The sequence below is a fragment of the Zhouia amylolytica AD3 genome (genome assembly GCF_000511935.2).
Lineage (GTDB): Bacteria > Bacteroidota > Bacteroidia > Flavobacteriales > Flavobacteriaceae > Zhouia > Zhouia amylolytica.
This window is the reverse complement of sequence record NZ_AYXY01000020.1, coordinates 72,377-99,211: the sequence shown is the minus strand read 5'-3', so window position 1 is coordinate 99,211 and position 26,835 is coordinate 72,377. Positions and strand designations below refer to the sequence as shown.

The 26,835-nt window shown below is 37.5% G+C and carries 25 protein-coding genes and 3 tRNA genes; 12 read left to right on the top strand and 16 right to left on the bottom strand.

Annotated elements, in window-relative coordinates; genetic code table 11:
- The first annotated feature begins 78 nt into the window (after nucleotides 1–78).
- The 4 genes from P278_RS09395 to P278_RS09380 all read left to right on the top strand — a co-directional run bounded on the left by P278_RS09395 (nucleotide 79) and on the right by P278_RS09380 (nucleotide 5,719).
- Nucleotides 79–1,506 (top strand): peptidylprolyl isomerase, encoded by a 1,428-nt coding sequence (locus P278_RS09395; RefSeq protein ID WP_038265768.1) that lies wholly within the window; start codon nucleotides 79–81, stop codon nucleotides 1,504–1,506.
- An 8-nt stretch (nucleotides 1,507–1,514) separates the two neighbouring features.
- Nucleotides 1,515–2,468 carry an AAA family ATPase gene (locus tag P278_RS09390; RefSeq protein ID WP_038265765.1) on the top strand — a complete coding sequence of 318 codons (954 nt, stop codon included), beginning with the start codon at nucleotides 1,515–1,517 and terminating at the stop codon, nucleotides 2,466–2,468.
- A gap of 265 nt (nucleotides 2,469–2,733) precedes the next feature.
- Nucleotides 2,734–5,007: an aconitate hydratase gene (locus P278_RS09385; protein ID WP_038265762.1), complete on the top strand. Its 2,274-nt coding sequence runs from the start codon at nucleotides 2,734–2,736 to the stop codon at nucleotides 5,005–5,007.
- 145 nt (nucleotides 5,008–5,152) lie between these two features.
- Entirely contained in the window at nucleotides 5,153–5,719 is a 567-nt protein-coding gene (locus tag P278_RS09380) for a TlpA family protein disulfide reductase (RefSeq protein ID WP_038265758.1), read from the top strand.
- A gap of 57 nt (nucleotides 5,720–5,776) precedes the next feature.
- Here P278_RS09380 and P278_RS09375 read toward each other — a convergent pair whose 3' ends face one another.
- The 8 genes from P278_RS09375 to P278_RS09340 all read right to left on the bottom strand — a co-directional run bounded on the left by P278_RS09375 (nucleotide 5,777) and on the right by P278_RS09340 (nucleotide 10,606).
- On the bottom strand, nucleotides 5,777–6,475 hold the full coding sequence (locus tag P278_RS09375; protein ID WP_038265757.1) for a lycopene cyclase domain-containing protein: 699 nt from the start codon (nucleotides 6,473–6,475) through the stop codon (nucleotides 5,777–5,779).
- A gap of 2 nt (nucleotides 6,476–6,477) precedes the next feature.
- A complete protein-coding gene (locus tag P278_RS09370) occupies nucleotides 6,478–6,933 on the bottom strand; it encodes a sterol desaturase family protein (RefSeq protein ID WP_038265754.1) in 456 nt (151 codons plus the stop codon).
- 8 nt (nucleotides 6,934–6,941) lie between these two features.
- On the bottom strand, nucleotides 6,942–7,778 hold the full coding sequence (locus tag P278_RS09365; protein WP_038265752.1) for a phytoene/squalene synthase family protein: 837 nt from the start codon (nucleotides 7,776–7,778) through the stop codon (nucleotides 6,942–6,944).
- A gap of 3 nt (nucleotides 7,779–7,781) precedes the next feature.
- Nucleotides 7,782–9,245 carry a phytoene desaturase family protein gene (locus tag P278_RS09360; protein ID WP_038265748.1) on the bottom strand — a complete coding sequence of 488 codons (1,464 nt, stop codon included), beginning with the start codon at nucleotides 9,243–9,245 and terminating at the stop codon, nucleotides 7,782–7,784.
- 51 nt (nucleotides 9,246–9,296) lie between these two features.
- Entirely contained in the window at nucleotides 9,297–10,190 is an 894-nt protein-coding gene (locus P278_RS09355) for a MerR family transcriptional regulator (protein ID WP_316930415.1), read from the bottom strand.
- 98 nt (nucleotides 10,191–10,288) lie between these two features.
- Nucleotides 10,289–10,372 (bottom strand) — tRNA-Leu (locus tag P278_RS09350).
- A 54-nt stretch (nucleotides 10,373–10,426) separates the two neighbouring features.
- Nucleotides 10,427–10,499, bottom strand: a tRNA-Lys gene (locus P278_RS09345).
- Nucleotides 10,500–10,533: 34 nt separating this feature from the next.
- Nucleotides 10,534–10,606: transfer RNA gene (locus P278_RS09340), tRNA-Lys, on the bottom strand.
- A gap of 124 nt (nucleotides 10,607–10,730) precedes the next feature.
- Between P278_RS09340 and P278_RS09335 the strand changes: the two genes are divergently transcribed.
- A complete protein-coding gene (locus P278_RS09335) occupies nucleotides 10,731–11,246 on the top strand; it encodes a shikimate kinase (RefSeq protein WP_038265744.1) in 516 nt (171 codons plus the stop codon).
- On the opposite strand, the gene P278_RS09330 is transcribed toward P278_RS09335, so the two are convergent.
- From P278_RS09330 to P278_RS09320, 3 genes are read right to left on the bottom strand one after another with little or no spacing between them, the layout of a single operon-like run.
- Nucleotides 11,238–11,741 (bottom strand): phosphoribosyltransferase family protein, encoded by a 504-nt coding sequence (locus P278_RS09330; RefSeq protein WP_038265965.1) that lies wholly within the window; start codon nucleotides 11,739–11,741, stop codon nucleotides 11,238–11,240. The two genes, P278_RS09335 and P278_RS09330, sit on opposite strands and share 9 nt — an antisense overlap.
- A gap of 13 nt (nucleotides 11,742–11,754) precedes the next feature.
- On the bottom strand, nucleotides 11,755–12,345 hold the full coding sequence (locus P278_RS09325) for a methyltransferase domain-containing protein (RefSeq protein ID WP_038265741.1): 591 nt from the start codon (nucleotides 12,343–12,345) through the stop codon (nucleotides 11,755–11,757).
- Nucleotides 12,332–12,718 carry an RNA-binding S4 domain-containing protein gene (locus P278_RS09320; protein WP_038265738.1) on the bottom strand — a complete coding sequence of 129 codons (387 nt, stop codon included), beginning with the start codon at nucleotides 12,716–12,718 and terminating at the stop codon, nucleotides 12,332–12,334. Before P278_RS09320 ends, P278_RS09325 begins: the two co-directional genes overlap by 14 nt.
- An 82-nt stretch (nucleotides 12,719–12,800) precedes the next feature.
- Here P278_RS09320 and P278_RS09315 point away from each other — a divergent pair, with 82 nt between their 5' ends.
- On the top strand, nucleotides 12,801–13,763 hold the full coding sequence (locus P278_RS09315) for an FKBP-type peptidyl-prolyl cis-trans isomerase (RefSeq protein WP_038265735.1): 963 nt from the start codon (nucleotides 12,801–12,803) through the stop codon (nucleotides 13,761–13,763).
- A gap of 564 nt (nucleotides 13,764–14,327) precedes the next feature.
- On the opposite strand, the gene P278_RS09310 is transcribed toward P278_RS09315, so the two are convergent.
- The 3 genes from P278_RS09310 to P278_RS09300 are packed head-to-tail and all read right to left on the bottom strand — an operon-like array spanning nucleotide 14,328 to nucleotide 16,818.
- The gene (locus P278_RS09310) at nucleotides 14,328–14,918 is read right to left on the bottom strand and encodes a porin family protein (protein ID WP_038265732.1); all 591 of its coding nucleotides are present in this window, start codon (nucleotides 14,916–14,918) and stop codon (nucleotides 14,328–14,330) included.
- A gap of 59 nt (nucleotides 14,919–14,977) precedes the next feature.
- The gene (locus P278_RS09305; RefSeq protein ID WP_038265729.1) at nucleotides 14,978–15,931 is read right to left on the bottom strand and encodes a transketolase family protein; all 954 of its coding nucleotides are present in this window, start codon (nucleotides 15,929–15,931) and stop codon (nucleotides 14,978–14,980) included.
- Between the two features lie 41 nt (nucleotides 15,932–15,972).
- Nucleotides 15,973–16,818: a transketolase gene (locus tag P278_RS09300; RefSeq protein ID WP_038265727.1), complete on the bottom strand. Its 846-nt coding sequence runs from the start codon at nucleotides 16,816–16,818 to the stop codon at nucleotides 15,973–15,975.
- A 170-nt stretch (nucleotides 16,819–16,988) separates the two neighbouring features.
- Between P278_RS09300 and tgt the strand changes: the two genes are divergently transcribed.
- The 6 genes from tgt to P278_RS09270 all read left to right on the top strand — a co-directional run bounded on the left by tgt (nucleotide 16,989) and on the right by P278_RS09270 (nucleotide 24,097).
- A complete protein-coding gene (gene tgt / locus P278_RS09295) occupies nucleotides 16,989–18,119 on the top strand; it encodes a tRNA guanosine(34) transglycosylase Tgt (protein WP_038265961.1) in 1,131 nt (376 codons plus the stop codon).
- Nucleotide 18,120: 1 nt separating this feature from the next.
- Nucleotides 18,121–19,197: an LptF/LptG family permease gene (locus P278_RS09290; RefSeq protein ID WP_038265724.1), complete on the top strand. Its 1,077-nt coding sequence runs from the start codon at nucleotides 18,121–18,123 to the stop codon at nucleotides 19,195–19,197.
- Nucleotides 19,184–20,077: a DMT family transporter gene (locus P278_RS09285; protein ID WP_038265721.1), complete on the top strand. Its 894-nt coding sequence runs from the start codon at nucleotides 19,184–19,186 to the stop codon at nucleotides 20,075–20,077. The genes P278_RS09290 and P278_RS09285 overlap by 14 nt, the downstream gene beginning before the upstream one ends.
- Before the next feature lie 59 nt (nucleotides 20,078–20,136).
- On the top strand, nucleotides 20,137–21,090 hold the full coding sequence (locus P278_RS09280) for an acetyl-CoA carboxylase carboxyltransferase subunit alpha (RefSeq protein WP_038265717.1): 954 nt from the start codon (nucleotides 20,137–20,139) through the stop codon (nucleotides 21,088–21,090).
- A gap of 168 nt (nucleotides 21,091–21,258) precedes the next feature.
- A complete protein-coding gene (gene dnaB, locus P278_RS09275; RefSeq protein ID WP_038265715.1) occupies nucleotides 21,259–22,806 on the top strand; it encodes a replicative DNA helicase in 1,548 nt (515 codons plus the stop codon).
- A 4-nt stretch (nucleotides 22,807–22,810) separates the two neighbouring features.
- Complete coding sequence (locus tag P278_RS09270; RefSeq protein ID WP_038265958.1) at nucleotides 22,811–24,097, top strand: hypothetical protein; 1,287 nt, start codon at nucleotides 22,811–22,813, stop codon at nucleotides 24,095–24,097.
- Between the two features lie 62 nt (nucleotides 24,098–24,159).
- On the opposite strand, the gene P278_RS09265 is transcribed toward P278_RS09270, so the two are convergent.
- Together P278_RS09265 and P278_RS09260 are read right to left on the bottom strand one after the other, a co-directional pair.
- Nucleotides 24,160–25,260: a hypothetical protein gene (locus P278_RS09265; protein ID WP_038265711.1), complete on the bottom strand. Its 1,101-nt coding sequence runs from the start codon at nucleotides 25,258–25,260 to the stop codon at nucleotides 24,160–24,162.
- A 170-nt stretch (nucleotides 25,261–25,430) separates the two neighbouring features.
- Nucleotides 25,431–26,732: a phenylacetate--CoA ligase family protein gene (locus P278_RS09260; RefSeq protein WP_038265709.1), complete on the bottom strand. Its 1,302-nt coding sequence runs from the start codon at nucleotides 26,730–26,732 to the stop codon at nucleotides 25,431–25,433.
- Nucleotides 26,733–26,835 lie beyond the last annotated feature (103 nt).

Genomic DNA, 26,835 nt, shown 5'->3' with positions numbered 1-26,835 from the left:
GAGATAAAGGTTGCCTAATATTAATAATAAAAAAAGGACCTTTTTGAAGGATATTTAAAAAGAATCAATTTAAAATTTATGAATAGGATACGTATTGCTCTTTTAGGAATAATGATGATTTTGAGCCATGTGGCACTGGCGCAGGAAGATAGCTTACAGACCGAAAACAATACTAAGGCAGTAACTTTAAAGGACTCTGTTTCTGAAACCAAGGTGATCAGCAAAAGAATTAAGGTTGATGGCGTAGCTTCAGTGGTGGGAGATTTCGTTATTCTGGAATCTGATATTGATAAAAGCTTTATCGATATGGAAACCCAGGGTATGCCGACGGATGGAATTACGAAGTGTCAGGTTTTAGGGAAACTGATGGAAGACAAATTATATGCACATCAGGCTATTCAGGATAGTATTGTTGTTTCTGATGCTGAAATAAGTGGAGAAGTTCAAGGTAAAATAGAATATTTGGTAGGTGCTATAGGCTCTATGGAGAAATTGCTTAACTACTACAATATGGAGGACGAGCAAACCTTCAGAGAAGAGTTAACAGAGATCACTAAAATGGCGATGTTATCTCAAAGAATGAGGGCTAAAATTTTGGAGGAGATGGAAATTACTCCTGAAGAAGTTCGTATTTGGTTTAACGGTATTCCGGAAGATCAGCGACCTGTTTTTGGAGATGAGGTTGAGGTGGCTCAAATTGTTAAAAAGCCAAAGCCTAGTAAAGAAGAGGTTGAAAAGGCAATTAACCGTTTAAAAGAGATTAAAAGGGATATTGAAGAAAATGGGTCGAGTATGGCTATAAAGGCGACTTTATATTCTGATGATCCAATGGTTACCGAAAATCAAGGTTTTTATTCATTCTCTAAAAAAGATCAATTTGTAAAAGAATTTAAGGATGTAGCATTTAGTACGCCGGAAGGAGAGATTTCTGAGCCTTTTGAATCAGAATTTGGATGGCATATTCTAAAAGTTGAGAAGATAAGAGGTCAGGTGGTAGATGCACGCCATATCCTAATTCAGCCTGAGATTTCAGACGAGGCCCGTGAGCAGGCAAAAACTGAGTTGGATAGTATTCGATCTAAAATATTAGCAGGTGAATTTACTTTTCAGACTGCTGCCCGTAATTTTTCTGATGAAAAGGAGACTCGTTTTGACGGAGGTGTTTTGAGAAATCCGGTAGATTTTAGTACGCGATTTGAATTGACAAAAATGGATTCAAAGCTATACAGTCAGATTGGAGATTTGCAAGGAGACGAAATTTCCCAGCCATTGATGGAAGAGACCAGATCGGGAATCGTATACAAATTAGTTAAGGTAATCAAACGTTACCCATCGCATACTGCGGATTTTTCACAGGATTATTTAAAGATTCAGGATCTGGCTTTAAAAGATAAGCAGCTTGAAACCATAAGAGAGTGGATGAATGATAAAATAAAAGATACGTATATTAGCGTTGGGTCGGATTTTAAAGAGTGTGATTTTACCAATAACTGGCTCAAAAAATAATATGCCTCATGTCTGATACTATAGCTGTAAATAATTTAGTCGAACGTCACCGTGCACTAAAAAATGAAATTTCAAAAGTAATTGTTGGGCAACAACACGTCATTGATGAAATTTTATTAGCTATATATTCAGGAGGTCATGTACTGCTTATAGGAGTCCCCGGGTTGGCAAAAACTTTAATGGTGAATACGATCGCCAAGACCTTAGGGTTGGATTTTAAACGTATTCAGTTTACTCCCGATTTAATGCCAAGTGATATCATTGGGAGTGAGATTCTAGATCAGAATCGTGAATTTAAATTTATCAAGGGACCAGTATTTGCTAATATTATTTTGGCCGATGAGATTAATCGTACTCCACCAAAGACGCAATCTGCTTTACTGGAAGCTATGCAGGAAAAAGCGGTTACGGTGGCAGGGGAGCATTATAATTTAAACCTACCTTATTTTGTATTAGCCACTCAAAATCCGATAGAGCAGGAAGGGACTTACCCTTTACCGGAGGCGCAATTGGATAGGTTTATGTTTGCCATTGAGTTGAAGTATCCTTCTTATGAAGAAGAAGTGGCTGTTGTAAAGTCGACTACAGTAGATAGTAATGTTGAGGTGAATACGTTATTTAATGCCGATGATATTATAGAAATACAGCATTTGGTTCGTCGGGTGCCAGTTGCTGATAATGTGGTTGAATATGCTGTTAAGCTTGTTGGTAAGACAAGACCTGATTCTGTGTTCGCTCCGGAAATAGTTAAAAACTATGTAGACTGGGGAGCCGGGCCAAGAGCTTCGCAAAATTTAATTCTTGCTGCGAAAGCCCATGCTGTTATTAATGGTAAATATTCTCCTGATATTGAAAATGTACAGGCGGTGGCATTACCGATTTTAAGACACAGGGTAATTAAAAATTACAAGGCGGAGGCCGAAGGTTTATCGGTCGATGAAATTGTAACGGCTATCTTCTAGTTGTTTAATCTGCTTTTGTGTTCTCTTTTTGTGATATTTTCTTTCTAATATCCAGGTATCCATGTGATAAATTCTGATTATTAAGTTGTTATTTTATGTTTCATATAAAACGAACTACCTTATTTTATCATATTGATAAAAAAACTGTTCAAAACGTCCCTTTTTTTGTAGATAAAATCATTTAATGAATGTTTTGTTTTAAACTTTAAAAACTCTACTGTTTTTCGTATTTTTGCTACACTTTCAAACTAAAATTCAAGTATATATGGCTTTTGATATTGATATGATTAAGGGTGTTTACGCTAACATGGCCGAGCGAGTGGATAAGGCTCGTGAAATTACCGGCAAGCCGTTAACGCTATCTGAAAAAATATTGTACTCTCATTTATGGGACGGAAAGCCGGGCAAGGCTTTTGTTCGCGGTAAGGATTATGTAGATTTCGCACCTGATAGAATTGCATGTCAGGATGCTACAGCTCAGATGGCTTTGTTGCAGTTTATGCATGCCGGAAAACCTAAGGTAGCAGTACCAACTACGGTACATTGCGATCACTTAATTCAAGCTAAAGTAGGAGCAGAAGCGGATTTAAAAAGAGCAAACGAAACGAGTAATGAAGTATTTGACTTCTTAGAGTCGGTTTCTAATAAATATGGAATTGGTTTCTGGAAACCTGGAGCAGGTATTATTCACCAGGTTGTTTTAGAAAACTATGCATTCCCTGGCGGGATGATGATCGGTACCGACTCACACACTGTTAATGCAGGTGGTCTTGGGATGGTAGCCATTGGTGTTGGTGGTGCAGATGCTGTAGATGTTATGGCTGGTATGCCATGGGAATTAAAATTCCCTAAATTAATTGGGGTTAAGTTGACAGGTAAACTTTCAGGTTGGACGGCTCCAAAAGATGTGATTCTTAAAGTGGCAGGTATCCTTACTGTTAAGGGTGGTACCGGAGCTATTGTAGAATATTTTGGTGAAGGTGCAGAGTCAATGTCTTGTACCGGTAAAGGAACCATTTGTAATATGGGTGCTGAAGTAGGTGCTACTACATCAACATTTGGATATGATGAATCAATGGATCGTTACCTGCGTTCTACGGACAGGGCTGATGTTGCTGATGCTGCTAATGCGGTTAAGGAATATCTTACTGCCGATCCAGAGGTATATGCAAACCCTGAGCAATATTTCGATCAGGTTATTGAGATCAACCTTTCTGAGTTAGAGCCTCATTTGAACGGTCCATTTACTCCGGATTTGGCGACTCCAATTTCAGAGATGAAAGAGGCTGCTAAAGCAAATGACTGGCCATTGAAAGTGGAATATGGTCTTATAGGTTCATGTACCAACTCTTCTTATGAAGATATATCAAGAGCAGCCTCATTGGCTAAACAGGTTGCAGACAAAAAACTTAAAACAAAATCTAACTTTACCATAACTCCTGGTTCAGAGCAGGTGCGTTATACCATTGAGCGAGACGGATACATTGATACTTTCGATAAAATCGGTGCTACTGTTTTTGCTAATGCTTGCGGACCTTGTATCGGTATGTGGGACCGTTATGGAGGGAATGATGAAGATAAAGACAGAAATACCATTGTTCATTCTTTCAACAGAAACTTTGCAAAAAGAGCTGATGGAAATCCGAATACTTTAGCGTTTGTTGGTTCTCCGGAATTGGTTACTGCTATCGCTATTTCAGGTCGATTGGATTTTAATCCACTAACTGATAAGCTTATCAATGAGGATGGTGAAGAAGTTATGTTAGATGAACCAAGAGGGTATGAATTACCACCAGAAGGATTTGCAGTTGAGGACGCCGGTTATATCAAGCCAGCAGAAGATGGTAGTGGTGTAGAAGTAGCCGTTAGTGAGACTTCTGAAAGACTACAGTTATTAGAGCCTTTCAAGCCTTGGGATGGTAAAAATATCACAGGAGCTAAACTATTAATCAAAGCATTTGGGAAATGTACTACCGACCATATTTCGATGGCTGGACCTTGGTTACGTTTCCGTGGTCATCTTGATAATATTGCCAACAATACCTTAATAGGTGCTGTGAATGCATACAACCAGAAGACAAATTTTGTAAAAAATCAATTGACTGGCGAGTATGGAGGTGTTCCTGATGTTCAGCGCGAGTATAAAGCTGCCGGAATCCCTACAGTAGTTGTTGGAGATCACAATTATGGAGAAGGTTCTTCTCGTGAGCATGCTGCAATGCAACCACGTCACTTAGGTGTTCGTGCGGTATTGGTAAAGTCTTTTGCTCGTATACACGAAACAAATCTTAAGAAGCAAGGAATGTTGGCATTAACTTTTGCCAATGAGGCTGATTATGATAAAATACAGGAAGATGATACCTTTAACTTCTTAGATCTTGAAAGCTTTGCTCCAGATACTCCGCTTACAATTGAGTTGGTGCATGCTGATGGTAGTAAAGATACCATTGTAACAAATCATACTTATAACGATAGTCAGATTGCCTGGTTTAAAGCTGGTTCTGCTCTTAACCTTATAGCGGCTAAAGGGAAGGCTTAATAAACCTTGTGATTCTCGATAATTAATTAGGCTCCTTGCTGTTGGTTCGGCAAGGAGTTTTTTTTGTCAATTTATTTTAGAGGCTGTGTAAAGTTTATGTAATCGATTCGAACTAACTGAGTGTATATTTTTATTTTAGGTACTTATGAAATTAAATAAAAGTCAGATTTCCAATTTATTTTTCCTGGTATTTATCGTGGTTATTTTGTTCACGCCGCTAGGGACAACGGTAAAGGTATGGGTGAATCGCGTCATTGCCTTTAGTCCGAGTGTTGTAGATGTCGATGATAGGATAGTGCTTACGGATTATGACTGGAAGCTTCAGAAAGCAAATACCGGAACCCTTCTTAATTTTGAAAATACCAAAGGAAATGTGGTTCTTGTTAATCTATGGGCAACATGGTGTCCGCCTTGTATTGCGGAAATGCCAAGTATGCAGGCGCTTTATGAGGATTATGGTGATAAGGTGTCATTTCTTTTTGTTACCAATGATAAGGAAGCGTCGGTTGCAAAATTTATGACTGAGAATGGATATTCTTTCCCGGTATATTTTGAACGCTCCCAAACTCCGGTTGAATTGTATTCGCGATCTATTCCAGCAACCTATTTAATTGATAAAAAGGGTAATATTGTTATCGAAAAAACCGGTGCTGCAGATTGGAACAGTGATGCGGTACGAAAACAATTAGATCTATTGCTACTTCAGAAGTAAAACAATATGTGTTGTACAGGTGATGGATTATGAAGTCTTGACTTCAAATACTTTTGTTTAAGTCTTGTGGAGGGGTTTTTGAGTTCTTCTTATATGTACGGGGATGTAGCATGTGAGTAGCATCGTAAATGCATACATTATATCTTCTACTGGAATCGTAAGCAAACGTATCCCGAGATTTTCTTCATTATTATACCAGACTACCTGAGATTCAATTGCACTTCCTGTCAAAAGTCCGTTAACAACAAAAAATGGCAGTAGGATAACGATAAAAGTCAGATAGAATTGTTGAAGGATGGTAGGGAATTTTATAAGCGTAAAACTCAGGAGGATTACCGCGTACAGGTAGTTTGTAAAGGTGTAGGCGCGAGAAGTGTTTAACAGGCAAAGAATCGCGCTTATAATTATAATCCCGATAGTGAGGTTACGGGTAGTGTTGCTGCTGAGCTTAATTCCGGGGTAGAATTTGGTTAAACAAAAATGCGTGAATATACAGGCAAAAGGAATGCAAATAAAAAACAACCACTCTTCAATCGGAAGTCCTAATAACCTTTTGCCAATTAGGTATTGATCATTAAATCCCCAAAATCCGTGCTGAGTAAAATAAACATCCCAGGGTATAAATATCGCCATTGTTAAAGCAATACCGATGAAGACGGATTTAAAATAGCGGTTAAATTTAATTTTTGAATGAAAGCTAAAAATGAAAGGAATGGCCATTGAGCCGAGGTCCAGAATAAGGTATAAGCTCTTCATATTTATTTAGCTTCTTTGTAATATTTAAAGGGAACCCAAAGCATGCCAAAACATTCTCCATCATTTTTTCCGAGATGTTTATGGTGCATTTTATGAGCTCTTCTTATGGCTTTAGCGTATCTGTTATTGGCATTTCTGAATATTTTAAATCTTTGGTGAATAAAAATATCATGTACTAAAAAATATGTTGCACCATAGGTGAATATGCCCAGACCAATTGGGAGTCCCAGCCAAAAACCTTCAAAGCTCCACAGATAAAATAATATAATACTGATGGCTGCATAAAAAAGAAAAAAGGCATCATTCCGTTCGAACCATGAGTCGTGATCTTTTTTATGATGGTCTTTGTGTAATTTCCATAAAAAGCCATGCATTACGTATTTATGAGTAAACCATGCCATAAATTCCATAATGCAAAAAGTTGCAATAAAAACACCGATCCAGATAATTGTATTCATGACAATAATTAAAATATGTTGAGTTTATAATTTACATAAGATTTGGCTAACAAACCAAACTTTTGGTAATTTGGAACACGAACTCTTTTAGATTGAATTTGGCGTGCAGATGATTTTTTCAGTTTGTCCAATAATTTTTTGTAATATCTGTATGCTGTATAAACACCAAATTTAGCTTCTTTTGGTAATACGAGGATACCTTTAAAGGCTTTTTTAAAATCTTCTTCAATTTCTGCAATAATTTCGAGTTTAGTTTCGTTCGTGAAGTTTTGGGCGGCATTTGGAAAATACGATCTGTTCAATACTTCCAAATCATCTTTTAGATCTCTGAGGAAATTTACTTTTTGAAATGCGGAACCAAGGGCTTTCGCTGCATCCTTAAGTTCATTATATTTTTCCTGATCTCCTTTTACAAAAACTTTTAAACACATTAATCCCACAACATCTGCCGAACCATAAATGTATTCATGATAATCAAGATCGGTAGTGTAGGTTTGTTTGGAGAGATCCAATCGCATGCTTTTTAGAAAAGAGGCAATAAGATTGTAGTCAATACTGTACCTGTGTACGGTATGCTGAAAGGAATTTAGAATCGGATTCAAGCTTATTTTGTCTTTAAGCGCTTGATCCAGATCTGATTCAAATTTGTTAAGCAGCATTTCTTTGTTGTAGTCGTGAAATGAATCTACTATTTCATCAGCAAAACGTACAAACCCATAGATGTTATGAATGTCTTGCCTTATGGAAGGAGCAAGCATTTTTACTGCCAGGGAAAACGATGTGCTGTAGGTTTGAGTGACTCTTTTGCTACAGGCGTAGGATACGGTGTCGAAAAGTGTTTTCATGTTTTATTGGTGGTGTTTGTTAATTAGGTCTGCAACCAGTTTTCCTGAAATAAGCGATGGCGGTACTCCAGGCCCCGGAACTGTTAACTGTCCTGTAAAGTATAAGTTACGAACTTTTTTACTTTTCAGTTTTGGTCTTAGAAAGGCTGTTTGTGTCAGCGTGTTGGCCAGGCCATAGGCATTGCCATTGTACGAATTGTAATCTTTGATGAAGTCATTAACACAATACGACTCTTTGAACAAGATATTATCTGTTACCTTTTGGTCGGTTAGTTTTTCTAAACGCGAAATAATGGTGTTAAAATACTGCTCTCTTAACGCTTCTGAATCTTCCAGGCCGGGTGCCAATGGAATTAAAAACGTTCCGGACTCTTGACCTTCGGGGGCAAAAGAGGGATCTGTTTTGGAGGGGAAACTAGCATAAAAGAGTGGTTGCTCAGGCCATTTGGGTTCGTCGTAAATTGCTGCTGCGTGCGCATCAAAATCTACGTCAAAGAAAAGTGTATGATGCGATACGTTTTTCAGTTTTTTATTAAATCCTACATAAAATAGAAGTGAAGAGGGAGCAAATGTTTTTCTTTTCCAATAAGCCTCTGAATAATTTCTGTATTTACGATCCAATAGCGTTTCTGTATGATGGTAATCGGCTCCGCTAAGCACAATATCAGCTTGTATAAAATTGTTATTAACTAAAATACCTGTGGCTTCTTTGTCCTGAACCTTGATTTTTTGCACATTGGCTTTGGTTTCTATTTTAACGCCCAGAGAAATAGCCAGGAGTGTCATAGCCTGAACAATGCTATACATACCCTTATTCGGATGCCAGGTTCCCAGTCCGAAATCTGCATAATTCATAAAATTATAGAAACTGGGGGTAGCGGAGGGCTTGGCGCCTAAAAAGAGTACCGGGAATTCGAGAATTTGAACCAGGTGTTGGTTTTTAAATTCTTTCCTCACCATGGCTTTGATACTGCTAAAAAACTGGTTTAGGTTTTTTATGGTTTCAGGAGTGATGAGTTCGAGGGGGGATACCCCAGGTCTGTAAACCAGGTCTGTAATGGCAATTTCGTAGTTCTTTTGAGCCTTTTGAATAAACTTCTTTAGTTTTTTAGAACTGCCTTTTTCTTCATTTTCAAAGGCTTCATAAATCTTTTCCAGGGTGTCTCCTATGGTAATGCTCTTGTCTTTATCGAAATAAACCTGATAGGCCGGATCGAGCTTCATCAGTGAATAATAGTCTGAAGGTTTCTTGTTGAAGTCTGCAAAGAAACGTTCGAACACATCGGGCATCCAATACCAAGTTGGTCCCATATCGAAGGTGAACCCATCTTTTTTTAATTGACGGGCTCTGCCACCTGTTGAATCATTCTTTTCAAATATAGTTACTTCGAAACCTGATTTTGCCAGATAACAAGATGCAGCAAGGGAAGAAAACCCGGAACCTATAACAATTGCTTTTCTATTCATGTTTAACAAATATACTATAAAGTTAAACAAAAAAAGCTTAGGTAAAAAAAATTATAATATTTCTAACACTTCTTGGATAGATTTCAGTAATCTAACGTTAGGTGGTATGGAGCTTAATTTTAAATCGTGAACCTGTTTACCAAGAACCCACAGCGCTGTGTCATTACCCATAAGTTCATTAAACTGTTCAAAATAAGTGTAGATTCTTTCTACAGTAGGTTCAACAGTAAAATAAGATATAAAGGTTACATTTTCGTGATTTTTCTTGATGTCTTCCAGGCTTTTTAATGGCACTGTTTGCCCGAGATAAATCGATTTATATCCGTGAAGATTAACCTCGTAGTTCAGATATAGTAATCCAATTTCATGAATTTCATTTTCTGGCAGGTAAAGAACGAAGGTTTTATTATGGCTAGGAGCTTCCTGGTACAGGTTTTCTGTATTGATTAATATTTTTTGCTTTATAAGGTTCGAAATAAAGTGTTCCTGAGCGGGTGATATGGTATTTGTTTGCCAGAGAAGGCCTATTTCGTTTAAAAGGGGTATAAAGATCTTGTAGAAAATCTCTCTGAAGCTTTTTTGATTAAGCAGGTTGTTATATGTTGTGTAAAAGAGTGATTGATCGAAATTGATCATTGCCATCTTGAACTTATTCATATAATCGTCTGAGGATCGATCATTATTTAAGATCTCACGTACAAGTACTGGTATCTTATCTGCACTTAATTCAGCAATTTTGGAGATCTTATATCCATGTTGATTTAAAAAGGATATGTTCAATAGTTTTTGCAGATCATCCAGGGTGTAAAATCTAATATTTGTTTCCGTGCGTTTCGGAGCTAGCAGGTTGTATCTTTTTTCCCATATACGTATGGTATGTGCTTTGATACCTGAAAGGTTCTCCAAATCCTTAATGCTGAATGTTTGTTTTGTATTGTTCATCATTTAAGAAGAATGATTAAACAAATTTAATAAAATATTGACTTTAAATGGGAATTTTGTTTAAAATTTTACGAGAAATATTAAAGGAAAGTAATTTTTTGTGCCCACGACTGGATTCGAACCAGCACGTCCTTGCGGACACCACCCCCTCAAGATGGCGTGTCTACCAATTTCACCACATGGGCCAGACAATTATGTCAAAAATAAAAAAAGTTAAGCATTAGCTCAACTTTTTTTAGTGACTTGACTGGGGCTCGAACCCAGGACCCTCTCCTTAAAAGGGAGATGCTCTACCAACTGAGCTATCAAGTCTAAATTAATTAAAGCCTATGTTTGAAGGCTTTTGTGACCTGGCTGGGGCTCGAACCCAGGACCCTCTCCTTAAAAGGGAGATGCTCTACCAACTGAGCTACCAGGTCATTGCTTGAATGCGGGTGCAAATATAAGACCTATAATTTATTTTTCAAGCCATTTTTAATATAAATTTGCTTTTTTTTGCAGGCAGTTTATTTAACCTGCTGTATTTTAATAATTTGTTTAAATATGAATATTGTTTTATTAGGTTATATGGGGTCCGGTAAGTCGGCAATCGGTAAGTTTTTAGCTAAAAATACTGATTTAGACTTTTTAGATTTGGATTCATTCATAGAAGAAAAGGAAGGTAAAACCATACGTGAGATATTTTCTGACCACGGAGAAGTCTATTTTAGAAAAAAAGAGACGACTTATTTAAAAGAAGTTTTGGAGACGGAACGTAAAAAGATAATTTCTTTAGGTGGAGGAACGCCATGCTACGGGAACAATATGGATTTAATTTTAGAGGCCACTGATCATGTTTTTTACTTAAAGGCTTCTATTGAGACATTGATTGGCAGGCTGGAGAAGGAGAAGGAGCAACGTCCACTGATAAAGGATTTAAATAAAGAAGAATTGCCCGAGTTCATTCAAAAACACTTGTTTGAGCGTAATTTTTACTATTTACGGGCAAAACATATTATTAACGTTGATAAAAAATCAATTGAAACACTATCCGGTGAAATTCAATCTTTACTAGTGTAAAAAGACAGCATCATTGTTTTCTTCGAATACAACTTCGACATGTTCTTGTAGGGAAGTAGAAAGTGAGATGCCTTTAAAATCTGCTTTTATCGGATACTTTTTGTGGTTTCTATCGACCAGAACCACTGTTTTAAATTTTTTCAGAGGGACGTTCAGGAAGTGTTTTACGCCATAGATGAGCGTTCCTCCGGTATTTAATACATCATCTGCCAGCACAATGGCTTTGTTTTGGTAAGCAGTTTTGTCTAAGCTGGTGGATATTGGTGCTAATGGGTTTTGTTTGTCGATAACTACTTCGCAAATCGTGGTTTTGATGTCGGCGATTTCATTGAAGGTTTGTTGGAGCTTTTTAGCAAAATCAAGTCCTCCTTTTGCAATCCCGGCGATAATGATTTCATCTTCTTCTACAAATGTTTCGTATATCTGATATGCAATACGCTTTATTTTATGTTGAATTTCATCGTGGCCGAGTATTTTATTTTGCGTAGATGTCATGTGTTCTTGTTTTTTATAGTGTCTGTTTTTTTTCAAAAATAAAAAAGAGTTCGTTTCCTTGTCGTGGTTTAATCGAGTTATAGCATTTTTCTAATGTTTTTATATTAAAATAAGGATCGAAAGTCTTTTCATAAGCCGTCTTGTTTCCTCCGAATGGCGGGCCTTGGTTCGTTAGGGGAAAGTTAAATAGTAGTCCGGCTATTTTTCCATTCGGATTTAAAAGTTCATAGGTTTTCCTGGCGTAATCAAGTCTTAAGTCCGGATCCAAAGCGCAAAAAAATGTTTGTTCGATGATTAGATCAAATTTCAGGTGCAGGTCAAAGAAATCCTTGTGGATAAGTTGCTCTCCAGGGAAGCTTTTTATTCGTTTAGACAGGTTGGCGAGGGGGGTAGAAGCAATGTCAATCACATATACATTCTTAAAACCTTTTTGATACAGGTATTCAGCCTCATAGCTATTGCCAGCTCCCGGGATTAAGATTTTAAGGTTTTTATTGGTTAGTTGATCGATATAGTTTTTGACAGGTGTCGAGATTTCTCCAAGGTCCCATTGGGTCTCTTTGGTTAGGTATCTGTTTTCCCAGTATTCTTTATTCAGTTCCATGTTCTATATCATCATTAACAAAGTCATCAATATCTCTACGATCTTTTTTGGTAGGTCTTCCGGTTCCCTTTTTACGATAATGTTCTTTGGCATGCTTGAGAAGCTCAGCATGATCAAATGCCTCTTTGGGAGTGGTATCGTGCCTGTAAATATCAACAAGTTTGGCTCCAACCCGATTTGGCGGTATATCCAGCACCGTAAGTTGGTATTCGATCTGATTTTTCCGAACGATCAGTTTGTCGGTTGGAAATACTTCTCTGGAAGGTTTTACTGCCTGTCCGTTTACCCTGATATGGCCTTTTTTACAAGCTTCGGTTGCCTTATTTCGGGTTTTGTAATACCGTATACACCACAAATATTTATCAATTCTCATTTGGTAAACAAAAAATTTCGTTAATGCTTCAAGCAAAAATACGAGAAAATACTATCTTGCGTGCTCTAAAATATCGAAGAAGATGAAGATACGCAAACTATCTGCTTTACTAATACTTACTACAATTTTCATTTCGTGTAATAAAGATGACGATGGAGGTGAAACTACAGTTGATCTGAGAGATCCTCAGGAGGTGTCTGAAGAGAATGATGCTGAGATCGTTGCCTTCCTGGAAACGCATTTTTATAATTACGAGGAATTTGAAAATCCGCCGGCAGATTTTGATTATAAAATAGTAATTGATACGATCGCGGGGGATAATGCAGGTAAAACTCCAATGATTGATCAGGTTGAAGTTCAGTCGTTAGAACATGCGCCTGATCCTGATGAAGCGGCTGTAACTCATAAGTTGTATACCCTGACGGCTAGGCAAGGTGTTATTGATGAAACACTAACAGTTGCAGACTCTGCTTTGGTTCGATACGAGGGAAACCTTTTAAGTGGCGATGTTTTTGATTCGAGAGAAGTTCCGACATGGCAAAACTTACCGAGTTTGGTAAGGGGGTATTATACCGGTGTAGTTAAATTAAAGAGGGGTACAGGATTTGTAGAGAATTCTGATGGTTCTGTAACTTTTAATAATGATTACGGTGTTGGGTTGATTATAATGCCTTCTGGATTGGCATATTTTGGTGCTGCCAGATCAGGGATTCCTTCTTATTCTCCAATTATATTTAAGATTGATATGTTGGGAATGCGTTTAGAGGTTGATCATGATCAGGATGGTATTCCTTCTTATCTGGAGGATTTAAATAATAATCAGTATTTGTTTGATGATAATACCGATCTTGCGTGGGAGCTTAAAAATGGCTATTCTGTGAATAATGGCGTTGCTAACTTTGTTGATACCGATGATGATGCGGATGGTACTTTAACCAAGAATGAGTACGATATTAAAAATAATGTCACCGGCGAATTTGAGCCTGATGGAATACCAGACGATACTGATGGTGATGGGATTCCGGATTATTTAGATAATGATTAATTAAAGCCGGTTCTTTAAGATATACAAAGGGCACCTTGAAATGACAGGGTGCTTTTTTTTATTTCTATACTCATGTAGCGTGCCTGAATAGGTGCTTTTAGTGGTGTCTTACTTTTTGGGAAATAAACATTCATGATGTTATTCAACGTATAAAGGATTTGTTTTAGTAGCCTGGAGGTGTGTTAACTGTTTTATGCTCTTGTCAGGGGTCTGTTGACTCACCGCTATTGAAAAAGATGTGTACCTGTGCCAGACTGTTGCCTTGAACTGTATTTCGTCTTATCTCATCTTTTGCGATCTTTTTGAAATAGGTAGTTCTTATCAGGGAAATCACATTGAATTCACACCAACTTCCATGGAGCATTTTGAGGTAAAATGAATTTGTTAGCAGAAGCCGGTTTTGTTCGGTAGTTCTCTTTAATAGCAGCGCAGCAGGTCTATGCGTCTGATCGGGTATATAGGCGTGTATAAATAGGGGATGAAAGACGACAGGAGCGTAGTGTATAAAAAAAACGTCTTTCCCGATAGAAAGACGTTTTTGTATTATAGTGATAATAATGTTTATCAGAGTCTTAAAGAAACTCCCAGAACCAATTGTTCAGGACGGGTGTCTACACGTTGTTCAAAGCCATCTAAAATATTATTGTTAACATAACGTGCTTGGTTATCAGAGAATCCTCGGTCGTATCTTAAATCGATACCGATATTTCCGAGGCTGATACCAACTCCTATGTTCATTCCGATGGTAAAGTCGTTTTCAACATCTTCCATGGTTATTCCGTCGAATTCTGTGTCCAGAATATATTGAAATGCCGGGCCAGCGAATACTTCAAGCGGACCTAGTATTTTATATCCAAGTAAAACAGGCATGTCAAGTTTGCTCATGTCGAACTTGTCTCCGTCGTAATCACTTTTGATTTTGGTGTAAACCAATTCAGGTTTAATAAATAAGGATCCGGTAAGGTTGCCTTTACCGAAAAATCCGAAATGGTAACCAACATTGCCGTCAGGATTGTCTATGATTTTCCCTGCATCGTCAAAATATTTACCATTTGAGTTGTAGTTAAGTCCTCCTTTGATTCCCCATCCGGAGTTTGTTTGGGCCATAATGGTTGTACTTACCAGTACGAAAAATAATAAAAGTGTTTTCTTCATAATGATTTTTTTGAGTTTGAATTAATAACAGGTAGGGTCACAAAAACCCTACCAATTATTTATTTTCTTTTCAACACTTTTACAACGGCCTCTTCAATAGCTTTATTGTTAAGTCCGTATTTTTCCATTAGCTGAGCTGGAGTACCACTTTCACCAAATGTATCATTGGTAGCTACAAACTCCTGAGGTACAGGATTGTTTTTCACCAGAACTCTTGATACACTTTCTCCAAGTCCTCCTAAGAAATTATGTTCTTCACACGTTACAACACATCCTGTTTTAGCTACAGAGGCTAAAATTGCTGCGTCATCCAATGGTTTAATGGTGTGGATATTGATTACTTCAGCAGAAATACCTTTTGCTTCTAAAGCTTCTGCGGCCAATAAGGCTTCCCATACCAAGTGACCTGTAGCGATAATAGTAACGTCTGTACCTTCTGTTAACTGAAGTGCTTTTCCGATTTCGAATTTCTGATCTTCCGGAGTGAAGTTAGCTACTGCCGGTCTTCCAAAACGCAAGTAAACAGGTCCTTCGTGTTCAGCAATTGCAAGAGTTGCCGCTTTCGTTTGGTTGAAGTCACAAGGGTTGATTACAGTCATTCCCGGTAGCATTTTCATCAGTCCGATATCTTCCAGAATCTGGTGAGTAGCACCATCTTCACCTAGTGTTATACCAGCATGTGAAGCACAGATTTTTACATTTTTACCTGAATAAGCGATTGACTGACGTATTTGATCGTAAACTCGTCCGGTAGAAAAGTTTGCGAAAGTACCAGTAAAAGGTATTTTGCCTCCGATGGTCATCCCTGCTGCAAGCCCCATCATATTAGCTTCTGCGATTCCAACCTGGAAAAAACGCTCTGGATTCTCTTTAATGAAATCATCCATTTTCAAAGACCCTACCAAGTCGGCACATAATGCTACCACATTCGGATTGGTTCTTCCTAATTCAGTTAAGCCAGCTCCAAAACCACTACGGGTGTCTTTTTTCCCGGTATCTATATATTTTTTCATTGTTGCTTGTGTCATGTTTAAAAAATAAAAGAGGTTAATACTTAGTAATCACCAAGGGTTTCAGGATTTTGCTCTAATGCGATAGCTAATTGTTCGTCATTTGGAGCTTTTCCGTGCCATGCGTGCGTATGCATCATAAAATCTACGCCATTACCCATTTCTGTATGTAGCAAAATACAAACCGGTTTTCCTTTTCCAGTACGTGTTTTCGCCTCTTTTAGACCTGCTATAATAGCTTCCAGGTCATTTCCTTGTTCTACTTCCAATACATCCCAACCAAAAGCTTCAAATTTCGCTTTTACACTTCCCATTGGCAGAACATCGTCAGTAGCACCGTCAATTTGTTTCCCATTTAGGTCGACTGTAGCAATTATGTTATCTACTTTTTTAGCAGACGCATACATAATAGCTTCCCAGTTTTGACCTTCCTGAAGTTCTCCATCACCGTGAAGGCTATATACAATGTGATTGTCGTTGTTAAGTTTTTTAGCTTCAGCGGCACCTAAAGCTACAGACATACCTTGTCCTAAAGATCCTGAAGCGATTCTAACGCCAGGAAGTCCTTCGTGCGTAGTTGGGTGTCCTTGTAAACGTGAATTGATTAAGCGGAAAGTGTTCAATTCCTCAACAGGAAAATATCCTTTTCTTGCTAGAACACTGTAGTAAACTGGAGAGATGTGACCATTGGATAGGAAAAACAGGTCTTCACCAATTCCATCCATGTCAAACTCTTCGTTTAGTTCCATGATTTCGTTGTAAAGAGCTACAAAAAACTCAGTACATCCTAAAGAGCCACCGGGGTGACCCGAATTTACTTTGTGAACCATGCGCAAAATATCTCTGCGAACTTGAATCACTAAATCGTTTAGTTGTTGTGTATCAGGCATTTTTATTCAAAAATTTTTTCGGGGCAAAAGTAAGTTTTTTATTGATGGCGAACAAAGACCTTGTGCCATCATTTTATAACTTTAGTATTTGTTTGTGAAATATTTTACAAATTAATAGCGGTTTATATAACAGCTAGTTGTTTATCTTTGCCGACATTGAAGGATTATTTATGAAATTTGACTTAAAAGGAAAAGACCAGGGAAGTAAGGCCAGAGCTGGGGTTATCACTACCGATCACGGTACCATCGAGACCCCAATTTTTATGCCTGTAGGTACGGTAGCCTCTGTAAAGGGGGTGCATCAAAGAGAATTGAAGGAAGATATCAATCCGGATATTATTTTAGGAAATACCTATCATTTGTATTTAAGACCTAAAACAGAAATTCTTGAAAAGGCAGGCGGGCTACATAAATTCATGAACTGGGATCGAAATATTTTAACTGATAGTGGTGGATTTCAGGTTTATTCTCTGTCTGGGAGAAGAAAAATTAAAGAGGAAGGTGTAAAGTTTAAAAGTCACATCGATGGTTCTTATCATGTTTTTACTCCGGAAAATGTAATGGATATTCAACGAACCATTGGTGCGGATATCATTATGGCTTTTGATGAATGTACACCTTATCCATGTGATTACCGTTATGCCAAGAGTTCTATGCATCGTACACACCGGTGGTTAGACCGCTGTGTTAGTCGTTTCAATAATACCCCATCCAAATATGGATATGAGCAAACGTTGTTTCCTATTGTGCAGGGTTCTACCTATAAGGATTTAAGATTGCAATCGGCAGAATACATTGCTAATGTAGGAGCTGAAGGAAATGCCATAGGGGGATTATCGGTTGGGGAGCCAGCGGAAGAAATGTATGAGATGACCGATATAGTATGTAGCGTGTTGCCGGAGGATAAACCCAGGTATTTAATGGGGGTGGGTACACCTATTAATATATTGGAAAATATAGCATTGGGGGTTGATATGTTTGACTGTGTGATGCCGACCAGAAATGCCAGAAACGGGATGTTGTTTACTGCCCACGGAACGATTAATATTAAAAATAAGAAATGGGAAGATGATTTTTCTCCCATTGATGAAATGGGGATTACTTTTGTTGATACCTATTATACTAAAGCTTATTTACGTCATTTGTTTGCTGCTAATGAATATTTGGGGAAACAAATAGCTACCATTCATAATCTTGGTTTTTATCTTTGGTTGGTAAGAGAGGCTAGAAAACATATCTTAGCAGGAGATTTTTATGAGTGGAAAAATAAAATGGTAAAACAAATGGACAAAAGGCTATAGGATGAAGATCATAGACTGGTATATACTAAAAAGGTATTTGGCGACATTTTTTGTGATGTTGTTGCTTTTTGTTCCCATCGGAATTATGGTCGACGTTTCCGAGAAGGTTGACAAAATGATTGCCCGAGAGGTTCCTTTCGATGAAATAGTGAATTATTATATAGATTTCACATTTTATTTCGCCAGTTTACTTTTTCCGATATTCCTTTTTTTGTCTATCATATGGTTTACTTCAAAGTTGGCTAATAATACGGAGATCGTTGCCATATTGAGTTCGGGTATCTCTTTCAGGCGATTTTTATATCCTTATCTAATGGGGGCTTCCATTATTGCAGTAATTACTTTTGTAATGGGAATGTTTATTGTTCCCAATGCCAGTAAAGGATATAATGATTTCCGATACGAGTATCTCAAGAAGAATAAAAATATACGGAAAACAACGAATTTATATAATCAGGTAAACGATAATGATTTTATTTATCTGAGTCATTTCGAGCCAACCAATAAAATTGGCAGGGATTTTACTTTAGAGCATTTTGAGAATAATGAATTGAAGTATAAGATCTCGGCTGCGAGCATTCGATGGATTGATAAGGATTCTGTATACCGTTTACGGAATTATATGAAGCGAACCATCGGGGGTGGAAATGATATCATTGAAACAGAGCGAAGGGTAGATACTGTATTCCCGTTTAATCTTGACGACCTTACGCCTGTGTCTTATATAGCCGAAACCAAAAACCTTTTTGAGCTGAACAAGTTTATAGAAAAAGAGCGCAGAAAAGGATCTCCGAATATCAACAGATATTTAGTTGTGAAATATAAGCGTTGGAGTTTACCGGTTTCAGCTTTCATTCTTACTATTATTGCGGTTGCGGTATCTTCGATGAAAAGAAGAGGAGGAATGGGTGTTAATTTGGCCTTAGGGATTTCTTTGGCATTTATATACATCTTTTTTGATAAAATATTTGGTACGATGGCGGAGCAATCTGGATTTCCTCCATTATTAGCGGTGTCGATACCAAATATTATGTTTGGAATCTTAGCTGCATACCTATTAAAAAATGCTAAACGATAACTTAAAGAATTACCTTCACCTCCATTTTATAGTATTTATTTGGGGGTTTACTGCGGTCATTGGAGCCTTAATATCACTAGATGCCACACCCTTGGTTTGGTATCGTATGTTGATGGCCGTTGGTTTTATCGGTATTTATTTATGGATAAAAAAGATTGACTGGAAGGTTCCCAGGAAAACCTTGATGGGTTTTATTATAGGAGGTGTTATAATCGCCTTGCATTGGGTTACCTTCTTTAAGGCTATAAAGGTGTCTAACGTTTCTGTGACCCTGGCTATGATGTCTACAGGTTCTTTTTTTACAGCCATATTGGAACCGATCTGGTACAAGCGCAAAGTTATTTGGTACGAAATATTTTTCGGTTTAATCGTGGTGGGCGGATTGTACATCATTTTTGAGGTCGAAACCGAATACGTGTTGGGGATAGTGTTGGCATTAACAGCAGCCTTGTTATCGGCTATCTTCACTTTAATAAATGGTAAGTTTATTCAAAGCTATAAGCCTTCAGTGATTTCTTTTTATGAGTTATTCAGTGGAGTTGTTTTTTTAAGTTTTTATTTGTGGTTTACCGGAGGGTACGGCACCGATTTTTTTAAAGTTTCAGTCTCTGACTGGGTTTATTTAGGTCTGTTGGCTTCTGTGTGTACGGCTTATGCCTTTATAGCGTCTGTTAAGGTGATGAAATTCATTAGTCCTTACACGGTTATGTTGACCATTAATATGGAGCCTGTATATGGTATAATTTTGGCATATCTGGTGTTTGGAGCGGAAGAGAAAATGAGCTCACAATTTTATGTTGGAGCAACGATAATACTCCTGACGGTTATAGTTAACGGGGTTTTGAAAAATAAAAGAAAAAGAAAAAGTACAATGTTTTAGGCAATAACATTAAAGTTTTATATTTGTGGGCTAACTAAAACCAATATTTATAAATAATAATGGAATATTTAGATTTCGAATTACCTATTAAAGAGCTTGAAGAGCAGTTAGATAAATGTAAAGTGATAGGCTCAGAAAGTGATATTGATGTTACAGATACTTGTAAGCAGATAGAGAAAAAGCTTAACGATACCAAAAAGGAGATATATAAGAATTTGACTGCATGGCAGCGGGTTCAACTTTCCAGACATCCTTCAAGACCTTATACCCTGGATTATATTAAAGCATTATTTGGAGATACATTTTTAGAGTTACATGGTGACCGAAATGTAAAAGACGATAAAGCGATGATCGGAGGATTAGGGAAAATAGGAGATCAATCTTTTATGGTTATCGGTACTCAAAAAGGGTATAATACGAAAACGCGTCAATACCGAAATTTCGGGATGGCGAATCCTGAAGGGTATAGAAAAGCACTTCGATTAATGAAGATGGCAGAAAAGTTTGGTATTCCGGTAATTTCCCTGATAGATACTCCGGGTGCATATCCTGGAATTGAGGCAGAAGAGCGTGGGCAAGGAGAGGCCATTGCCAGAAATATTCTGGAAATGACGCGCTTAAAGGTTCCTGTAGTTGTTATGATTATTGGAGAGGGAGCATCAGGAGGTGCCTTAGGAATCGGAGTGGGTGATAAAGTTATGATGCTTGAAAACACCTGGTATTCTGTGATTTCCCCGGAATCTTGTTCTTCTATTTTATGGAGAAGTTGGGAGTATAAGGAGCAAGCGGCAGAGGCGTTAAAACTTACTGCAAAAGATATGAAAAAACTTAAGTTGGTTGATGAAATTATAAAAGAACCACTTGGAGGAGCACACTCAAATAGAGAAGCTACCTATAAAGCAGTTGAGAAAGCAATTCTAAAAAATTACGACGAACTTAAAAAGTTATCACCAGAAGAACTGGTAAATTCTCGAATGGATAAATATGCAGAAATGGGAGTCTACAAAGGCTAACTACTGTTATTCTTAATAATATTGAAAAACCGAAGTTTTTTACTTCGGTTTTTTTTAACTTTATTAACAAAGAACTTGAGTTATTAACAGGTAATGAACACCCAACCTGTTAATTGTTAGTCGCTTAAAATTGAATATTTATTTTATCATTTTTCTACATTCGCAACTATGGAAAAAACAAACCCCATTTCTGGAGTTAAATTAGACAAGACGAATATAATCCATCTTGAAAAAGGGAAAATTCCACCGCAAGCAACTGATTTAGAGGAGGCTGTGTTGGGAGCTATGATGATAGATAAGAAAGGGGTAGATGAGGTAATTGATATATTATCACCGGATGCATTTTATAAAGAGGCGCATCGACATATCTTCGAGGCGGTTGTTCAGTTATTCGAATCTTCAGAGCCGATAGACTTATTAACAGTTTCGGCGCAGTTAAAGAAAAATGCCAAGCTGGATGTGGTTGGTGGCGATTTTTACCTGATTCAGCTTACTAAAAAAGTATCTTCTTCTGCACATATTGAATTTCATGCGCGAATCATTCTACAGAAATTTATTCAGCGATCTTTGATAAAAATATCAAGTGAAATTATCGAAGAGTCTTATGATGAAACTACAGATGTTTTTGACTTATTAGATAATGCTGAAGCGAAATTATACGAAGTTACTCAAGGAAACATTAAAAAGTCTTCTGAGACAGCGCAAAGCTTGGTGATGCAAGCTAAAAAGAAAATTGAGGAGATATCGAATAAAGAAGGACTGAGTGGTATTCCTACAGGTTTTGATAAACTGGATAAATTAACTTCAGGTTGGCAACCCAGTGATTTGATTATTGTAGCAGCGCGACCTGGTATGGGTAAAACAGCATTTAACTTGTCGATGGCAAGAAATATGGCTGTTAACTCTAATATACCTGTTGCCTTCTTTTCATTGGAGATGTCATCAGTACAGCTTATAACACGTTTGATATCATCTGAGACCGGACTTTCGTCGGAAAAACTGAGAACCGGAAAATTAGCGGATCACGAATGGAAGCAATTGAATGTAAAGGTTAAAAACCTGGAAAAAGCTCCATTATATATAGATGACACCCCTTCACTGTCCATATTTGACTTACGTGCAAAGGCAAGACGTCTTGCTTCCCAATTCGGCATAAGGCTAATCATTATTGATTATTTGCAGTTGATGACGGCAGGTGGTACCTCTAAAAATGGTAACCGTGAACAAGAAATATCCATGATTTCGAGAAACTTGAAAGCCCTGGCAAAAGAACTGGATGTTCCGGTTATTGCCTTATCTCAGCTTTCACGTGCTGTGGAAACCAGGGGTGGTAGTAAAAGACCATTGCTTTCCGACCTTCGTGAATCTGGAGCAATTGAACAGGATGCCGATATTGTATCATTCATTTACCGACCTGAATATTATAAAATTGAGGAATGGGATGATGAGGATCGAAGTCCTACACAAGGTCAGGCTGAATTTATTGTAGCAAAACACCGTAATGGTGGATTAGATAACATTAGGTTAAAATTCATTGGAGAACTAGGTAAATTTGATAACTTAGATGACTTTGATACACCTTTTGAGATTCCTTCGAAAATGAATGAAGATGAAGAGAATCCTTTTACTACTAAAAATTTACCAAGTGCTGATGAGGCATTTGGGAGTAGTATGAATGAAGGTTTTAATCCTAATGATGATGACGTTCCATTCTAAAAATATGCTGGCACTGACTTCTTATTTCAACAGGAAGCAGTGCTTTTTTTTTCTTTTTTTAATTTTTTCCACTCTTAAATCATTTGCTTCTTATGTGTTAATCCCAATGGATGCTGAACATCAGCAAAACCATTTGAAGGCTTATGGTATAACCTATTGGGTCCTGGAACAGGACGTTAAAGTAAAATGGCTTTTAAATTACAGGGGTGGCGCATTCCTTATACCAGATTTTGATGACTTACAGAAAGAGTGCAAGATCAGGGGAGTTTCGTATGAGTTGATTTCAGATTCCAAGACAGAAGAAATTCTAAAGGGTATTTCGAGCCCTGCAGTGAATCAGGAGTCAATTGTATTAGAGAAGGCCCCCAAGGTTGCTGTTTACTCTCCTAAAGGAAACCAGCCTTGGGATGACGCTGTAACTATGGTATTGACTTATGCAGAGATCCCATACGATGTTATCTATGATGAAGAGGTACTGAATAATGGACTTTTACTATACGATTGGCTTCATTTGCACCACGAAGATTTTACCGGGCAATACGGTAAATTCTATGGCGCTTTCAGAGCTACTCCATGGTACATTGAACAAAAAAAGGAAGCTGAAGCCTTAGCAAGTAAACTGGGGTATAATAAAGTTTCGGAAGAAAAGCTGGCAGTTGCTCTTGCCATCCGCGATTATGTAGTTGGTGGAGGATTTATGTTTGCCATGTGTTCGGCGACAGATAGTTTTGATATTGCTTTATCGGCCGAAGGGGTTGATATCTGTGAAGCCATGTTTGATGGTGATCCATCCGATCCAAGTTACCAGCGTAAAATAGATTATAATAAGACTTTTGCTTTTACCAATTTTACTTTAGAAAGGAATCCACTGGCTTATGAATTTTCATCAATAGATATGACTTCAAAGCGTCATGTTCCATTTGAGCGAGATTATTTTACACTGATGGATTTTTCCGCTAAATGGGATCCGATCCCTACGATGCTTTGTCAAAATCATACTTCTTTGGTAAAAGGTTTTATGGGGCAAACAACATCTTATAAAAGGGATGAAATTAAGCCAACTGTGTTAGTTATGGGTGAAAATAAAACGAATGGAGAAGCTCGGTATATACATGGAATTAAAGGTAAAGGCTTTTTTACCTTTTACGGAGGTCATGATCCAGAGGATTACCGTCACCGTGTAGGCGATCCTAAAACGGAGCTTGAGTTACATCCTAATTCTCCCGGATATCGGCTTATTCTGAATAATATATTATTTCCGGCAGCCAAGAAAAAGGAACAGAAAACATAGTCTGTAAAAAATAGAAAAGCGAGGTGTTGACCTCGCTTTTTTTGTTTGTATACTTATGAGAATTAATCGTCAGCACCGTATTCGAAATACATTGCCCAGTTATTACCAGGGAAGTCACATCCATCACCCCAAGCGGTTTCAGAACCACATTCTTTACATGGAATGTGAATTGGAATGAAAATTGGTTGTGAGTTGTCGGTAGGAACCAACAGTACAGCAATATAATCGCCGCAACCAGGCATAAAGTCAGCACCATTCTGCATGGCGGCATCAACAATTTCCTGTCCTTTTTCTTCACTCCAGTCATCACCTAAGAATGCGCAAGCAGAGCAGTTGGCATCATCAAGTAACTCCCAGATAGCCCACTGAATATCTCCGAAGGTATAAGTGCCTCCGCTTGGGCTGGCTTGTCCTAAGAATCCTTGATTCATGATCCAGTTTACCAAATCGATATTACCTGGATTTTCGATAATTCCATCAGGAAGATCTTCATACGATGCATATACATCGGCATCAAAACAATGACCTGCATCAAGTGATCTGTCAACATCGGCACACCAGGCTCCATAATCACCGGCTAACCAAGATTCTCCATCAACAGTTACGTCGAAATAACTGTTGGCTGCATCGGCTCCTTTGGCGGTGGCACATACGCTAACCATTGCTGGTAGAGCTTCGGTAATATCTTCAGCAGTGGTTTCCTCACAGGTAACCACAGCATGAACGGCAATGAAGGTTCCTTCAGACATTGCAACCACGAATTCTTCACCGGTTGTACAATCGTAGTCATCATTAATTTCGAAATGTCCTATTTGTGGGTTTCCACCTCCATTAATAGGAAAATCTTCAGGAACTGCTTCTACATCAATATGAATTTCACTCATGCAATAACCATCATCTGTTGAGACATTAATGATGTAATTATCACCATCTTCTGTAACGGTAACTTCTCCTACAGGTGTATGCTGACCAGCATATAAAATGGTTGAAGTTTTGACACACTCCTGACTCATGTCAAAAGAAATTTCTTTGTTTGATTTGCGGATGTTCTCCGTATCTAATACTTCGCCGGAGGTAAGTTGATCGGAATCACAACTAATAGAACCACACGCGATAATGATGCCGCATAAAACGGCACAATAACGTAAATACAATTTTCTCATAATGAAAAGTTTAATTGATTAAAAATTTAATGTTATGTGCTATTAATCAATTTCGGTTAAATAAACCGTAAAGGTGGGGTAATTAGTTGAGCCAAAAATACTTAATTGAATTTCTGTAGGGTATTAATGACGATGAAATCTAAGATTTATCGATGTAATTAATGGGAGTTTTACGGATTGTATTGATTAATGACTCTTTTTCGTTTTCCTGAAGATAAGACAGGGATCTCATTTACGTATTCAATGATTATCTGGGCATCCTCTCCGAGTAAGGACTTAAAGTTTTGCCTGAATTCTTCTTCTTTGATAAAGTCTTTTTTGTAATTCAGTTTGATGAGATACTCTGAGGCACCCAGTTGTATGAATTGATACTGATTAAAATATTCGTAATAATCCTGCATTTTAGGATATATGGCATAAGGGGACAATAGCTCACCAGAAGTTGTATATACAGCATCCATTTTTCTTCCTTCAACTTTTGTCAGCACCTTTTCGTTATTTACAAAACCGTAACTGGCAAGATCTCCGGTGTCATATCTAATTAGCGGCATCGCATAATTATAGAGGTCTGTAACCACAATTCGACCGACCACCCCCGGTTTGGCAGGAACGTCTGACTCCAGGTCTAATATTTCAACAAAGTAGGTTCCCCAATTGATCCTAAAAACATCACTTTCATTGTTTTCCTGTTGGGCGATAATGCCTAATTCTTCATTTGAATACCTGGAAACAATGGGAGCATCAAAATATTTTTTAACTGCCGTTTTGGTAAAAGGACTTAGGCTGTCTGAATTAGCTATAAAAAAATGGGCGTTGGTTTTTATAGGCTCATAATTATTATCTTCGAGATAATGACAGATGGTTTCAAGTGAAGAAGCAATGCCGATAAAGCATTTTAAGGAGGTGTCTTTTTTCAGTCTTTCTACTATTTGGAATATATCTTCTTCAGAGAGTTTGCTAATGTCTACTTTAGAAACATTTTGCAGGAAGCTTTTCATGCGACTTTTGGTTTCTCCTTTCCAAAGGCGAAAATAATACAGGGGTTCACCTACTTTATATCCATTTTTTTGAAGAAAATAAATGGTGTCGGCAGTATTTCTGACTCTTTTTTCGGAGTCGTGAAAAATGGTAAAAGGAATACCGGTTGATCCGCTTGTTGTTACTTTGTGAATTTTACTTTTGAGATATCTAATTGATCTAAACTTTTCAAAGTTTTCGATAACAACATTTTTCTTAATCACCGGGAAATCTTCTAAGGATGAATAGGTGTCATACTTCGAATAATAAGGGGTGGTATTAACGGCATGGTTTAAGAGTTCTTTAAGCAATTGCTCTCTTCGGTTAATAGATTCTTTTGCATCTAAATCGCGTAGGATAAATTCAATATCCCTTAAATGATGCCTTATTTTGTTTCCTTGAATGAAATCAAGACCCCAAAATATTTTGTTGCGTATCCAATTGCCTATTCTCATTTTCTAAAACCTCTAAACACTATAAATTTATCTCAATAAATTGGAAGCATTTATATAATAATGCGTAAATGCCATTTTTATCGATGTTCACACAAGATTTTAT